Source organism: Erwinia phyllosphaerae (genome assembly GCF_019132875.1).
GTDB classification, from domain to species: Bacteria; Pseudomonadota; Gammaproteobacteria; order Enterobacterales; family Enterobacteriaceae; genus Erwinia; species Erwinia phyllosphaerae.
Map to the genome: position 1 here is coordinate 63,860 of NZ_JAHSPF010000003.1, position 12,534 is coordinate 76,393.

The window sequence follows — 12,534 nt, forward strand, 5'->3', positions numbered from 1 at the left end:
TTGCTGACCATAAAAACAGCGAATAAGGAACATTGATGATCTGGATAAACGGCGAGCTGCAGGAAACCATTCAGGTTAAAGACCGCGCCGTACAGTTTGGCGACGGCTGCTTTACCACGGCACGCATCATGCACGGAAAAGTTGTTGCGCTGAACGCGCACCTTAACCGTTTGCGTGAAGCCTGTGACCGACTGCTTATTTACCATATCAACTGGCAGATGCTGCAAAATGAAATGGTAATGGCCGCCGCCACGCGTTCGGCAGGCGTGCTCAAAGTCATCGTTTCCCGCGGTGCAGGCGGACGTGGCTACAGCGCCAGCGGCTGTCAGCAGCCTTCACGCGTTATCATGCTGTCCGATTATCCTGCGCATTATCATCAACTCAGGCAGAACGGCGTAAAGCTGGCGTTAAGCTCCGTCAGGCTGGGCCGTAATCCGCTGCTGGCCGGCATAAAACATCTCAACCGGCTGGAGCAGGTATTGATCCGCACAGAGCTTGAGCAGACCGCTGCCGACGAGGCGCTGGTGCTTGACACCCGGGGGATGCTGGTGGAATGCTGTGCGGCAAATTTATTCTGGCGCGAGGGCGAAAGCGTTTATACGCCCGAGCTGACAGAATGCGGCGTAAACGGTATTCAGCGCCGGTGGGTTATCCGGCAGCTTGCCGAGCAAAATATCGCGGTCACCGAAGTCAGCGTGCCGCCCTCGGCGCTTGAAAAAGCGGACGAAATTTTTATTACTAATGCATTGATGCCGATGTTACCGGTTGCTGAAATTGAAAACCGGCGTTACGGCTCAAGAGAGCTATTCAACCGGCTCAGTAAGCTGAACGATTTTCAGGGAAATTTATGACAGTAAAAAGCAAACTTCTTGGCGGGCTGATCGCGCTGGTCATCGCAGGCACGGCCTGGAGCTACTGGCAGGTAAAACAGCTTGCCGATTCGCCTCTATCCATTAATAAAGAAGCCATTTTTACGCTACCGGCCGGTTCGGGTCGCGTCGTGCTGGAAGCAGAGCTAAACCAGCAGAAAATCATACCGCATACCGTCTGGTTTGGCTGGTTGCTTAAGCTTGAGCCGGAGCTGGCTAAGTTTAAGGCCGGGACCTACCGGTTTACCCAGGGGATGACCGTTCGCCAGATGCTGGCGCTGCTTTCCAGCGGTAAGGAAGCGCAGTTTCCCATTCGCTTTATTGAAGGTTCCAGAATGCAGGAGTGGCTGGCACAGCTGCGTGCCGCGCCTTATATCAAACATACGCTGCCGGATGATAAACTGAGCACGGTCGCCACCACGCTGAAAATCCCGCCACAGGAAGTAGAAGGCTGGTTCTATCCGGATACCTACTCCTATACGGCTAACACCACTGACGTGGCGATCCTGACGCGCGCCCACGAACAGATGGTAAAAATTGTCGATACGCTATGGCAAAGCAAAGCGGAAGGGCTGCCTTATAAAGATAAAAACGATCTGCTGACAATGGCTTCGATTGTTGAAAAAGAAACGGCGCTGGGCGATGAACGCGGCAAGGTTGCTTCGGTCTTTATCAATCGCCTGCGTATTGGGATGCGTTTGCAAACCGATCCTACGGTCATCTATGGCATGGGCGACAGCTATAAAGGCACGCTGACGCGCAGAGACCTGGAAACGCCAACGGCCTACAACACCTATGTTATCTCCGGGATGCCGCCAGGCCCTATTGCCATGCCGGGTAAAGCATCGCTGGAAGCCGCCGCGCAGCCGTTAAAAACGGACTTCCTCTACTTTGTAGCGGACGGCAAAGGTGGCCATACCTTTACCACCAACCTGGCCAGCCATAACCGTGCCGTGCAGGCCTGGCGTCTTGCGCTCAAGGAAAAAAATGAAAAGTAAATTTATCGTCATCGAAGGGCTGGAAGGCGCGGGCAAAACCACAGCGCGCGAGGCGATTGTTGCCACGCTACGCCAGCAGAGCATTAATGACGTCGTCTTTACGCGCGAGCCTGGCGGTACGCCGCTGGCGGAAAAACTGCGTGAGCTGATTAAGCAGGGCATAGAAGGCGAAAAAGTGACCGATCAGGCCGAGCTGCTGATGCTCTATGCCGCACGCGTCCAGCTGGTTGAAAATGTTATTAAGCCCGCGCTGGCTCGCGGCGCATGGGTAGTAGGCGATCGTCACGATCTCTCTTCTCAGGCTTACCAGGGCGGCGGCCGCGGTATGGATACTACGCTGATGAACCAGCTGAAGCAGAGCGTGCTGGGCGATTTTGCGCCTGACTTAACGCTTTATCTGGACGTCACGCCGGAAATCGGCCTGCAGCGTGCCAGAGCCAGAGGCGAGCTGGATCGCATTGAGCAGGAGTCGCTGAACTTCTTTACCCGCACGCGCGAGCGTTATCTTGCGCTTGCCGCCGGCGATGCACGCATCAAAACGATTGATGCTACGCAAAACATTGAAGAAGTATCAGCAGCGATTAACCAGACTCTGGTGCAGTGGCTACAGGAACAGCCATGATCTGGTATCCGTGGCTAAACCAGCCTTATCGGCAAATTATCGGCCAGCACGAGGCAGGGCGCGGACATCATGCGCTACTGCTGCAGGCGCTACCGGGAATGGGCGACGCTTCGCTGGTCTGGGGCATTAGCCGCTGGTTAATGTGCCAACGTAAAGACGGACTGAAAAGCTGCGGTGAGTGCCACGCCTGTAAATTGATGCAGGCCCATACGCACCCGGACTGGTATGAACTGACGGCGGAAAAAGGGAAAAGCTCGTTAGGCATTGATGCCGTGCGCAGCGTAACGGAAAAGCTTTTTCACCACGCCCAGCAGAGCGGTTCAAAAGTCATCTGGCTGCCAAATGCCGCGCAGCTTACCGAAGCGGCCGCCAACGCAATGCTGAAAACGCTGGAAGAGCCGCCTGCCAATACCTGGTTCCTGCTTTGTTGCGAACAGCCTTCCCAGCTGCCCGCGACGCTACGTAGCCGTTGCCTGACCTTCCATCTGGCCGTACCGGACGAAGCGCAAAGCATGGGCTGGCTACAAAAGCAGAACGGTGCGCCGCAGCAGGATTGTCTGACCGCGCTGCGCCTGAGCGGTGGCGCGCCGGCCGCAGCGCTACAGCTGCTTGAAAATGGCTGGAGCGCGCGGCAGACGCTGTGCGCGGCGCTGCCTCAGGCGCTGCAGCAAGATATGCTATCCTTGCTGCCAGTACTTAACCATGACGATGCCGCGCAGCGTACAGGCTGGCTCTGTGCGCTGCTGGTGGATGCGCTTAAATGGCAGCAGGGCGGCGGAGAGTTTATCGCCAATGCCGACAGTCAGGCGCTGATTGCGCAAATTGCCCAACAGCTGCCCGCCAGTGCCCTTGATGAAAGCGTTCGCCAGTGGATGTATTGCCGGGATCGCCTGCTCAACGTGGTTGCCGTCAACCGCGAATTATTATTGACCGACCAGCTGCTGGCATGGGAGCAGATGCTGCATGCCTCGCTGGTGGGCCTGAAGTAGAGAACTATTATGTTTTTAGTTGATTCACACTGCCATCTTGATGGCCTTGATTACGAAAAGCTGCACCAGGACCTGGATGACGTGCTGGCTAAAGCAGCCGCGCGCGACGTAAAATTTATGCTGGCGGTCGCCACCACGCTGCCCGGTTATAAAGCGATGACGCAGCTAATTGGCGATCGTCATAACGTTGCTTACTCCTGCGGCGTGCATCCGCTTAACCAGGAAGAGCCTTACGATTTTGCCGAGCTGCGCCAGCTGGCGGCGGATGAGCGGGTCATTGCGCTGGGCGAAACGGGTCTGGATTATTACTACCAGAAAGAAACGCTGGCGCAGCAGCAGGCTTCTTTCCGCGAGCATATTCGTATCGGCCGTGATTTAAACAAGCCGGTCATTGTGCACACGCGTGACGCGCGGGAAGATACGCTGGCCATTTTGAAAGAAGAAAAGGTTGAGGAGTGCGGTGGCGTACTGCACTGCTTTACGGAAGATCGTGAGACGGCGGAAAAACTGCTGGATATGGGCTTTTATATTTCGTTTTCCGGCATCGTTACCTTTCGCAACGCGGAAACGATTCGCGAAGCGGCTCGCTACGTGCCGCTGGACAGAATTCTGGTGGAAACGGATTCGCCTTACCTGGCCCCCGTTCCTTATCGCGGCAAAGAAAATCAGCCAGCCTATACCCGAGACGTTGCAGACTATATGGCGGTGTTGAAGGGCGTCAGTATCGAAGCGCTGGCAGAGGCTACGACAGCCAACTTTTCCCGCCTGTTCCATGTGTCGCCCGAGCGCCTGCAGGACCAGTAATTATTCTGACTGTCGAAACTTTATTTTATTGCTCGTAATAAATTTGTAATACCAGCGAACCGTATTGCCCCAGCCCGGGGAATACGGTTTTTTATTGCGCAATTACTGGCGTGCTGACCAGAAATAAACTACATAGCAGGCGGTTGTTCAATGAAACGTGATAACCGTCAAACAAATGCTGAACGAATTATTTTACAGTTCGTAATAAATCACGAGGGCGCTTAGCGCTCCATTTTATAACGGATCCTCCCCCCGTTATCGCGCCTGAAAACGCGTAAAAGCACCTATACTCAGGAGTTTTACACTATGTTCAAAAACGCATTTGCAAACCTGCAAAAGGTCGGTAAATCGCTGATGTTGCCGGTATCGGTGCTGCCGATTGCCGGTATCCTGCTTGGCGTCGGTTCCGCCAACTTCAGCTGGCTACCCGCGGTAGTTTCCAACGTGATGGCGGAAGCGGGCGGATCGGTCTTCGCCAATATGCCGCTAATTTTTGCTATCGGCGTGGCGCTGGGCTTTACCAATAACGATGGTGTTTCCGCACTGGCTGCGGTAGTGGCCTACGGTATCATGGTCAAAACCATGGCGGTAGTTGCGCCGCTGGTACTGCATATGCCAGCTGCCGAGATTACCGCTAAACATCTTGCCGATACGGGCGTGCTGGGCGGGATTATCGCCGGTGCCATTGCGGCCTATATGTTTAACCGCTTTTATCGCATCAAGCTGCCGGAATACCTTGGCTTCTTTGCCGGTAAACGCTTCGTGCCGATTATTTCCGGTTTTACCGCCATTTTTGTTGGCGTTATTCTCTCCTTTATCTGGCCCCCGGTCGGGACTGCCATTCAGGACTTCTCCCAGTGGGCTGCGTATCAGAACCCGGTGGTCGCTTTTGGTATCTACGGCGTGATTGAGCGTTCGCTGGTGCCGTTTGGTCTGCACCATATCTGGAACGTCCCTTTCCAGATGCAGATTGGTGAATTCACCAACGCAGCGGGTCAGGTTTTCCACGGTGATATTCCTCGCTACATGGCGGGTGACCCAACTGCGGGTAAACTTTCTGGCGGCTTCCTGTTTAAAATGTACGGTCTGCCAGCGGCGGCAATTGCTATCTGGCACTCTGCTAAACCAGAAAACCGTGCGAAAGTGGGCGGCATCATGATCTCCGCTGCGCTGACTTCGTTCCTGACCGGCATCACCGAACCTATTGAATTCTCATTCATGTTCGTTGCGCCGATCCTCTATGTTATCCATGCTATTCTGGCCGGCCTGGCTTTCCCAATTTGTATTCTGTTGGGGATGCGCGACGGCACCAGCTTCTCGCACGGCCTGATCGACTTTATCGTGTTGAGCGGCAACAGCAGCAAAATCTGGCTGTTTCCGATTGTTGGTATCATTTACGGCCTGATCTATTACACCGTTTTCCGCGTACTGATTGCTAAATTCAATCTGAAAACGCCAGGCCGCGAAGAGACGACAGCTGAACAGACAGTGGGCGCTTCCAGCGAAATGGCCGCTAACCTGGTGGCGGCTTTTGGTGGCAAAGAGAACATCACCAACCTGGATGCCTGTATCACTCGCTTACGCGTTAGCGTAGCTGACGTCTCAAAAGTCAATCAGTCCGGCCTGAAGCGCCTTGGCGCAGCGGGCGTGGTTGTGGCAGGCTCGGGCGTGCAGGCTATCTTTGGTACCAAATCAGATAACCTGAAAACCGATATGGATGACTACATCCGCAATATGTAATGGCCCGAAATGCCGCGAGGGTTAATACGCCCCGGCAGTCCGGCAGAAACAACCATAAAGGGAGCGAAAGCTCCCTTTTTTTATGGCAGCAGGCGGTAAAAGCAGCAGCGCCGCAAAGAAAAGTCAGCGGAAGGTTGAAAGAAAACAAATATCTCGCTCATACTGCCGTAACTCCATTCATAGCTAAAGGACATGCACCATGGCTGAAGAAACCATTTTCAGTAAAATTATCCGACGTGAAATTCCGTCCGATATCGTTTATCAGGACGAACTGGTCACCGCTTTCCGCGATATCTCCCCTCAGGCTCCTACCCATATTCTGATCGTGCCTAATATTTTAATCCCGACGGCAAACGATACGGTAGCAGGGCACGAAGCCGCGCTGGGCCGGATGATTGTGGTCGCAGCCAAAATTGCTAAAGATGAAGGGATTGCGGAAGATGGCTATCGCCTGATTATGAACTGCAACCAGCACGGCGGGCAGGAGGTTTACCATATCCACCTGCATCTGCTGGGCGGCCGCCCGCTTGGGCCAATGCTGGCTCGCTAATCAGGGACACTTATGAAGCGAACTATCGCAATCGGCGCCATGCTGGCATTGCTGAGTGGCTGCACCAGCGACCGCACCACCATCGATACTTCGCAGTCGCTGGTGATGGAGTCGTCGGTATTGTCGGCCGGCATCATCACCGATAAGCCGGTTTTATCCGTGCATGAAGGGCAGCAGCGCGCTTCATCACAGCTCTATAACCAGCAGGAAAAACCGGTGAAGCTGCATTACCGTTTTTACTGGTATGACGATAAAGGGCTGGAAATTCTTCCCTTTGAAGCGCCGCGAACGGTCACCGTCGTGCCACATGGCAGTATTGAAATATCATCACAAACGGGTAACCTGACGGCCAGTAAAGTTCGTCTGTACCTGTATCTGTAGGAGACTGAAGGTGGAAAGGAAGGTCATAAAACTCTCTGGCGCTATGCTACTGGCGCTGATCCTGAGCGGCTGTGTTATGCAGCAGCGTCAGCAGCCCGCGCCGGTCGAGCCTGCACAGCCGCAGCCTGTTCCCGTGCAGCCGCAACCTGTACCAGAACAGCCGCAGCCGGTAGAAACGGTGCCGCAGCCGCCAAAAATGCAGTCTATCAACTGGGATGCCAGCGTTACGCCACTGGTGGCACAGATGCTGCGGGCCGATGGCGTCACCCCCGGCAGCGTATTGCTGATTGATGGCGTAAAAAACAGCACCAACGGCAGCCTGCAGCGCGCCAAAGCCACCGCCGCGCTACAAAATGCGCTGCAAAACAACAGCCAGTTTAAGCTGGTTGCGCCTGAACAGCTGGCGACGGCAAAACAGACGCTGGGCCTTTCAGCTGAAGATAGCCTGGGTTCGCGCAGCAAAGCCGTTGGTCTGGCTCGCTACGTTGGCGCGCAGTATGTGCTCTATACCAACGTGCAGGGCGATATAAAATCTCCTGACCTGCAAATGCAGCTCATGCTGGTGCAGACCGGTGAACTTATCTGGTCAGGCAGCGGTGTCGTACAGCACTGATCCGGCGCTTGATAAGCTGATTTGCCAAAGATTTCCGGCGGAGCAATCCGCCGGTTCTTTTTTTCCGCTGGCGGGACTGACCGGCCTGACCACAAAGATAGAACGGGAAAACAGCACGCTGCTGGCGCGTTATCAGCGCAAAGCCCAGCCTATTCCAGGAGTCGACCGGCATCGTGAATACCGTATCCTGCGTAAGCTGACCGCCAGCAACCTTGCGCCTGCGGTCTACGGCTATGCGGATAACTGGTTGCTGCTTGGCTGGCAGCCGGGCGCAGCGCTCAGCGAAAAGGCGTTTCTGGCTGCTCTGCCGCGCGTGGCTCACTCTCTTGCCAGTCTGCATCGGCAAGCGCCGACAGGGTATCCTTTGCAGATGCAAAAACTGCTGGAACGGTACTGGCAGCTCAGCCAGCCGGAAAGACGTCATTGCGGCTGGCTGCGCGCGCTCAGGCGTTTACAGCGCAAGGGGGAGCCAAAGCCGCTGCGCTATGCGCTGTTACATATGGATGTCCATCCGGGCAATATCGTTCAGTGTGATGGCAGGCTGCGGCTGATTGACTGGGAATATGCCAGCGATGGTGACGTGGCGCTGGAGCTGGCGGCAGTTATCGCCGGTAACGGCCTTGATAAAGAAAACTCGCTGGCACTGATAAATCATTATGCTGCTTTACAACATATCGACGCCAGCCTGCTGCTGCGGCAAATAGCGCGCTGGCAGCCGTGGCTGGCGCTGCTGATGGCCAGCTGGTATGAACTACGCTGGCAGCAGAGCGGCGAAAAAACATTTTTTACGCTGGCGGCGCAGGCCTGGCAGCGGGTAGATGACAAGAGGTAATTTGTGGGACCGGTAATGTTAGATGTGCTCGGTTACGAGCTGGACGCGGAAGAGCGCGAAATTTTACAACATCCGCTGGTGGGCGGGCTGATCCTGTTTAGCCGTAACTATCACGATCCTGAGCAGCTACAGGAGCTTATCAGGCAAATTCGCGCGGCCTCGCGTCATCGGCTGGTGCTTGCCGTCGATCAGGAAGGCGGACGGGTCCAGCGCTTTCGCGAAGGCTTTACGCGTCTACCGGCGATGCAATCTTTTGCAGCATTAAACAGCGAGGCAGAAGCGGCAACGCTGGCGCAGCAGGCGGGCTGGCTCATGGCCGCCGAGATGATAGCGATGGATATAGATATCAGCTTCGCGCCGGTACTGGATATCGGTCACGGCAGTGCTGCCATCGGTGAACGCAGCTTCCATGAGGATCCCGCTATTGCGTTGACAATGGCGCGCCATTTTATCAACGGCATGCACGAAGCAGGCATGAAAACCACCGGCAAGCATTTCCCCGGCCACGGTGCGGTTAGCGCGGATTCACACAAAGAGACGCCGCGTGACGATCGCCCCGAAGAGGTGATTCGCCAGCACGATATGCAGATTTTTAAGCAGCTGATTGACGAAAAAATGCTGGATGCGGTGATGCCTGCGCACGTTATCTATACTCAGATAGACTCGCGTCCCGCCAGCGGTTCGGCACACTGGCTGAAAAACGTGTTGCGTAACGAGCTGGGCTTTGACGGCGTTATTTTTTCCGACGACTTATCGATGGAAGGCGCGGCAATCATGGGCAGCTACGCCGAGCGTGGCCAGGCTTCGCTGGATGCGGGTTGCGATATGATTCTGGTTTGCAACAACCGCAGCGGTGCCGTTAGCGTGCTGGATAATCTTTCGCCGGCCGATGCACAGCGCGCTACCCGACTGTATCATCGCGGAACATTTACCCGTCAACAGCTGCTGGCGTCATCGCGCTGGAAAGAAACCAGCCAGGCGCTGACCGCGTTGCAAACGCGCTGGCTGGAAAAGCGCAGCTGACAGACAAACGAGGAGGAAGCCGATGATTATTTATCTGCACGGTTTTGATTCCAACAGCCCTGGCAATCACGAGAAGGTGCTGCAGCTACAGTTTATCGATCCGGACGTGCGGCTGCTGAGCTACAGTACGCTGCATCCTAAACACGATATGCAGTTTCTGCTGAACGAAACGGACAAAATTCTGCGCACCTCCGATGATGAATGCCCTATGATTTGCGGCGTAGGGCTGGGCGGTTTCTGGGCGGAACGGATCGGCTTTCTTAACGATATTCGCCAGGTAATGTTTAATCCTAACCTGTGGCCGGAAGAGAATATGGCGGGCAAAATCAACCGGCCGGAAGAGTATCTGGATATCGCCACCAAGTGCGTCAGCAACTTCCGCGAAAAAAATCGCGACCGTTGCCTGGTTATCCTTTCCCGTCAGGATGAAGCGCTGGATAGCCAGCGCAGCGCGGCGGCGCTGGCTGACTATTACGAAATTATCTGGGATGAAATCCAGAGCCATAAATTCAAAAACATCTCTTCTCATCTGCAGCGTATCAAAGCCTTTAAGACGCTGGGTTGAGGGCTAAAATTTGCCGGTGACCGCTGGTAAACCTTCGTCTGCCGGTAAATGCTGGCAGATATTCTTCTGCTGGTGAACGCTGGTAAATCTACTTCTGCCGGTGAATGCTGGCAGATATTCCTTTGCTGGTGAACGCTGGTAAATCTACTTCTGTTGGTAAATGCTGGCAAATCTTCCTTCGTCGGTAAACGCTGGCAGCTTTTTCTCTGCCAGCGTTACTGCTTTTATGACTGCGGCCACTGGTCAAGCACAATGTTTCTGCGCGAGGCCAGTTCGCTAAACTCCGCCAGCGTTGAGCGAATATCTGCATCCATATATTCCGCGCTACTGTGCTCGGCGATAATCATGCTGTTGTCGGGAATTTTAGCTAATAAATTTTGTAGCTGTGCGTTGTGCAAAAAAGTCAGGTTCTGATTAAAGCGCAGCACAAAACAGTCGTTGTAGCGGCTTAGCTGAATAGCGCTACGATGACCGGCAATAGTGCTGCACAGCAGCTGCATCAAAACACCGGCGAACAGGCCGGGCAACATGCCCACAAAGATAATACCAATAGTAGTGGTTATAAAAGGGATAAACTGGACGATGCCCTGGCGCCACTGGCGAACAAAAACCGCAGGGGTAGCCAGCTTGTAGCCGGTGTAAATCAGAATGGCGGCCAGACTGGCCAGCGGAATAGTATTCAGCATCGATTCAAAAAAGAGACCGCAGCAAAACAGCAGCATGCCGTGCAGCAAAACGGAAAGCTTACTTTTTGCGCCTGCATTAACATTAACCGAGCTGCGAACAATTACCGCCGTAACGGGGATGCCGCCCAGAAGGCCACTTAACATATTGCCTACGCCCTGGGCACAAAGCTCTTTATTTGACGACGGGGCCGGATGTTGTGCGACCAGCTTTTTCAGCGCCTGCTGGCTAAGCAACGTCTCCAGGCTTGCCACCAGCGCCAGCGTTAAGGCCGTCAGCCAGACTTTTGGATTGCGCCACGCATGAATAAAATCCGGATGCCGAAACTGTTGGGCCAGCGAGGAAAAAGAGTCTACTTCCGGCAGGGCCAGCCTGTCCAGCGTGGCGATAGCTTCTGGCATCACACGTCCGCCAATCGCTATCACCAGGCAGCCCCAGAGCACCGCGACCAGCTCGCCGGGTACCAGACCAAAAAAACGGTGTTGGGTACGAAGCTTTTGCCACAGGAACAGGATCGTTATGGCACCCAGCGCCACGAAGACCGAGACAGGCGAAAACAGTTTTGTCACCGTTTCACCTTCCGCATCAAGCGCCGCAGGCGTTTGCTGTCGAATCAGTAGCAGGCCGATAGCCACCATCATGCCCTGGATCACCGATCCCGGCACCAGGCTAATCCAGCGCCCGACGCGAAGAAAACCGGCGAGAATTTGCAGCGCGCCTGCAAATACCAGCGCTGCCAGCAACAATGAAAAGCTCTCCAGGCTTGCCATCGCCACGGTGATAATGGTCACCAGCCCTGCTGCAGGGCCACTTACTGCAAAACGGGAAGGGCTAAGCAGTGTCACCACCAGTCCACCAATCACGCCGGTCAGCAGACCAACAAACGGCGGCAGTCCGCAGGCCTGGGCAATCCCAAGGCTGAGCGGTAACGCGACAAGGAAAACCACAGTTCCGGCCAGGATATCACCGCGTAACGTTTTCAAATTCATTATTTATGTCCTTTTAAATCAATCTTTTTAAACGGCCACTGTGCAGTTCATACAGGCAACCATACACAGCTATCTCTTTTCCCTGCTGTCGCGCTGATTTAACCGGTGCAGAATGAATTAAATTAATTGTCTGCGCCAGAATATGATATTGCGTAAGCGTTTTAATATCGGTCGTGGCTATTTGTTTTTCCGGCTTAAAGATGGACATCCAGCCATCAAGATCCCGATAAAGCTTACACAAGCGCCGTATTAATGGATCGAGCTCTTCTGTTTGGCTCTTTTTTAATTCAAGCGCGGCCTTAACACCGCCACAGCCATAGTGTCCGCAAACAATAAGGGTGGTTATCTGTAAATGCTGTAGCGCATATTGCAGCACGCTCATCAAGCTTTCATCGTCCTCCAGTACCATATTAGCGATATTGCGATGCACAAATATTTCGCCGGGCGGCGCACAGGTCAGCACTTCCGCAGGCATGCGGCTATCGGAGCAGCCTATCCATAACGCCTGCGGTTGCTGGGCTGTCACCATCTTTAAAAAATAATCGGCATCGCGGTTTTTTTGCTGCTGTACCCAACTCCGGTTCCGGGCCATTAGCCTGTTAATTATTTTCATTCCTTGCTCCTTTGCTGTTAAAAGAAGGTAATGTAAATTTCTTAAGGAAAACTTAATGAACCAGGCATTTTTAGAAAATAAAGCTTTTGCGGTAATTACTGGAATGAATGCAGAGTTATTAATTAAATATAACTTTCTGTTGCTTTAAATGGTTTTTATAAAAATAGTGTCGCAGAAATTTTTTCTCAAAAAGTACAGCCTTTATGGAAATCTTTAAATTACCTCCTTCGCAGACCAGTGGATTTATATTTGCTGCGTTATT

The 12,534-nt window shown here is 53.9% G+C and carries 14 protein-coding genes; 12 read left to right on the plus strand and 2 right to left on the minus strand.

What is annotated here, in order from left to right; translation table 11 throughout:
* The first annotated feature begins 35 nt into the window (after positions 1 to 35).
* From pabC to ycfP, 12 genes are all read left to right on the plus strand, one after another.
* Positions 36 to 851, plus strand: coding sequence for an aminodeoxychorismate lyase (pabC, locus tag KUE00_RS06070; RefSeq protein ID WP_246758760.1), 816 nt, complete (start codon positions 36 to 38; stop codon positions 849 to 851).
* Positions 848 to 1,867, plus strand: a complete 1,020-nt coding sequence (gene yceG, locus KUE00_RS06075) for a cell division protein YceG (RefSeq protein ID WP_246758761.1) — start codon at positions 848 to 850, stop codon at positions 1,865 to 1,867. Before pabC ends, yceG begins: the two co-directional genes overlap by 4 nt.
* Positions 1,857 to 2,489: a dTMP kinase gene (gene tmk, locus KUE00_RS06080; RefSeq protein ID WP_246758762.1), complete on the plus strand. Its 633-nt coding sequence runs from the start codon at positions 1,857 to 1,859 to the stop codon at positions 2,487 to 2,489. Before yceG ends, tmk begins: the two co-directional genes overlap by 11 nt.
* Complete coding sequence (holB, locus tag KUE00_RS06085) at positions 2,486 to 3,478, plus strand: DNA polymerase III subunit delta' (RefSeq protein ID WP_246758764.1); 993 nt, start codon at positions 2,486 to 2,488, stop codon at positions 3,476 to 3,478. The genes tmk and holB overlap by 4 nt, the downstream gene beginning before the upstream one ends.
* A gap of 9 nt (positions 3,479 to 3,487) precedes the next feature.
* A complete protein-coding gene (locus KUE00_RS06090) occupies positions 3,488 to 4,282 on the plus strand; it encodes a metal-dependent hydrolase (protein ID WP_246758766.1) in 795 nt (264 codons plus the stop codon).
* Positions 4,283 to 4,588: 306 nt separating this feature from the next.
* Positions 4,589 to 6,022 (plus strand): PTS glucose transporter subunit IIBC, encoded by a 1,434-nt coding sequence (gene ptsG / locus KUE00_RS06095; protein ID WP_246758769.1) that lies wholly within the window; start codon positions 4,589 to 4,591, stop codon positions 6,020 to 6,022.
* Positions 6,023 to 6,221: 199 nt separating this feature from the next.
* Positions 6,222 to 6,572, plus strand: a complete 351-nt coding sequence (gene hinT, locus KUE00_RS06100) for a purine nucleoside phosphoramidase (RefSeq protein ID WP_246758770.1) — start codon at positions 6,222 to 6,224, stop codon at positions 6,570 to 6,572.
* 12 nt (positions 6,573 to 6,584) lie between these two features.
* The gene (locus KUE00_RS06105; protein ID WP_246758771.1) at positions 6,585 to 6,953 is read left to right on the plus strand and encodes a YcfL family putative periplasmic lipoprotein; all 369 of its coding nucleotides are present in this window, start codon (positions 6,585 to 6,587) and stop codon (positions 6,951 to 6,953) included.
* Positions 6,954 to 6,996: 43 nt separating this feature from the next.
* The gene (lpoB, locus tag KUE00_RS06110) at positions 6,997 to 7,566 is read left to right on the plus strand and encodes a penicillin-binding protein activator LpoB (protein ID WP_246759286.1); all 570 of its coding nucleotides are present in this window, start codon (positions 6,997 to 6,999) and stop codon (positions 7,564 to 7,566) included.
* Complete coding sequence (gene thiK / locus KUE00_RS06115; RefSeq protein WP_246758772.1) at positions 7,550 to 8,398, plus strand: thiamine kinase; 849 nt, start codon at positions 7,550 to 7,552, stop codon at positions 8,396 to 8,398. The genes lpoB and thiK overlap by 17 nt, the downstream gene beginning before the upstream one ends.
* Before the next feature lie 15 nt (positions 8,399 to 8,413).
* Positions 8,414 to 9,421 carry a beta-N-acetylhexosaminidase gene (gene nagZ, locus KUE00_RS06120; RefSeq protein ID WP_246758773.1) on the plus strand — a complete coding sequence of 336 codons (1,008 nt, stop codon included), beginning with the start codon at positions 8,414 to 8,416 and terminating at the stop codon, positions 9,419 to 9,421.
* Between the two features lie 22 nt (positions 9,422 to 9,443).
* Complete coding sequence (gene ycfP / locus KUE00_RS06125) at positions 9,444 to 9,986, plus strand: alpha/beta hydrolase YcfP (RefSeq protein WP_246758774.1); 543 nt, start codon at positions 9,444 to 9,446, stop codon at positions 9,984 to 9,986.
* 224 nt (positions 9,987 to 10,210) lie between these two features.
* On the opposite strand, the gene KUE00_RS06130 is transcribed toward ycfP, so the two are convergent.
* Both KUE00_RS06130 and KUE00_RS06135 read right to left on the minus strand, forming a co-directional pair.
* Positions 10,211 to 11,659, minus strand: coding sequence for a SulP family inorganic anion transporter (locus KUE00_RS06130; RefSeq protein WP_246758775.1), 1,449 nt, complete (start codon positions 11,657 to 11,659; stop codon positions 10,211 to 10,213).
* Between the two features lie 13 nt (positions 11,660 to 11,672).
* Positions 11,673 to 12,272 (minus strand): carbonic anhydrase, encoded by a 600-nt coding sequence (locus tag KUE00_RS06135; RefSeq protein WP_246758776.1) that lies wholly within the window; start codon positions 12,270 to 12,272, stop codon positions 11,673 to 11,675.
* Positions 12,273 to 12,534 lie beyond the last annotated feature (262 nt).

Bases quoted from the DNA above. Each gene is read 5' to 3' on its own strand.
- pabC (WP_246758760.1), top strand. From the start codon at position 36: ATGATCTGGATAAACGGCGAGCTGCAGGAAACCATTCAGGTTAAAGAC.
- yceG (WP_246758761.1), top strand. From the start codon at position 848: ATGACAGTAAAAAGCAAACTTCTTGGCGGGCTGATCGCGCTGGTCATC.
- tmk (WP_246758762.1), top strand. From the start codon at position 1,857: ATGAAAAGTAAATTTATCGTCATCGAAGGGCTGGAAGGCGCGGGCAAA.
- holB (WP_246758764.1), top strand. From the start codon at position 2,486: ATGATCTGGTATCCGTGGCTAAACCAGCCTTATCGGCAAATTATCGGC.
- KUE00_RS06090 (WP_246758766.1), top strand. From the start codon at position 3,488: ATGTTTTTAGTTGATTCACACTGCCATCTTGATGGCCTTGATTACGAA.
- ptsG (WP_246758769.1), top strand. From the start codon at position 4,589: ATGTTCAAAAACGCATTTGCAAACCTGCAAAAGGTCGGTAAATCGCTG.
- hinT (WP_246758770.1), top strand. From the start codon at position 6,222: ATGGCTGAAGAAACCATTTTCAGTAAAATTATCCGACGTGAAATTCCG.
- KUE00_RS06105 (WP_246758771.1), top strand. From the start codon at position 6,585: ATGAAGCGAACTATCGCAATCGGCGCCATGCTGGCATTGCTGAGTGGC.
- lpoB (WP_246759286.1), top strand. From the start codon at position 6,997: ATGCTACTGGCGCTGATCCTGAGCGGCTGTGTTATGCAGCAGCGTCAG.
- nagZ (WP_246758773.1), top strand. From the start codon at position 8,414: ATGTTAGATGTGCTCGGTTACGAGCTGGACGCGGAAGAGCGCGAAATT.
- ycfP (WP_246758774.1), top strand. From the start codon at position 9,444: ATGATTATTTATCTGCACGGTTTTGATTCCAACAGCCCTGGCAATCAC.
- KUE00_RS06130 (WP_246758775.1), bottom strand. From the start codon at position 11,659: ATGAATTTGAAAACGTTACGCGGTGATATCCTGGCCGGAACTGTGGTT.
- KUE00_RS06135 (WP_246758776.1), bottom strand. From the start codon at position 12,272: ATGAAAATAATTAACAGGCTAATGGCCCGGAACCGGAGTTGGGTACAG.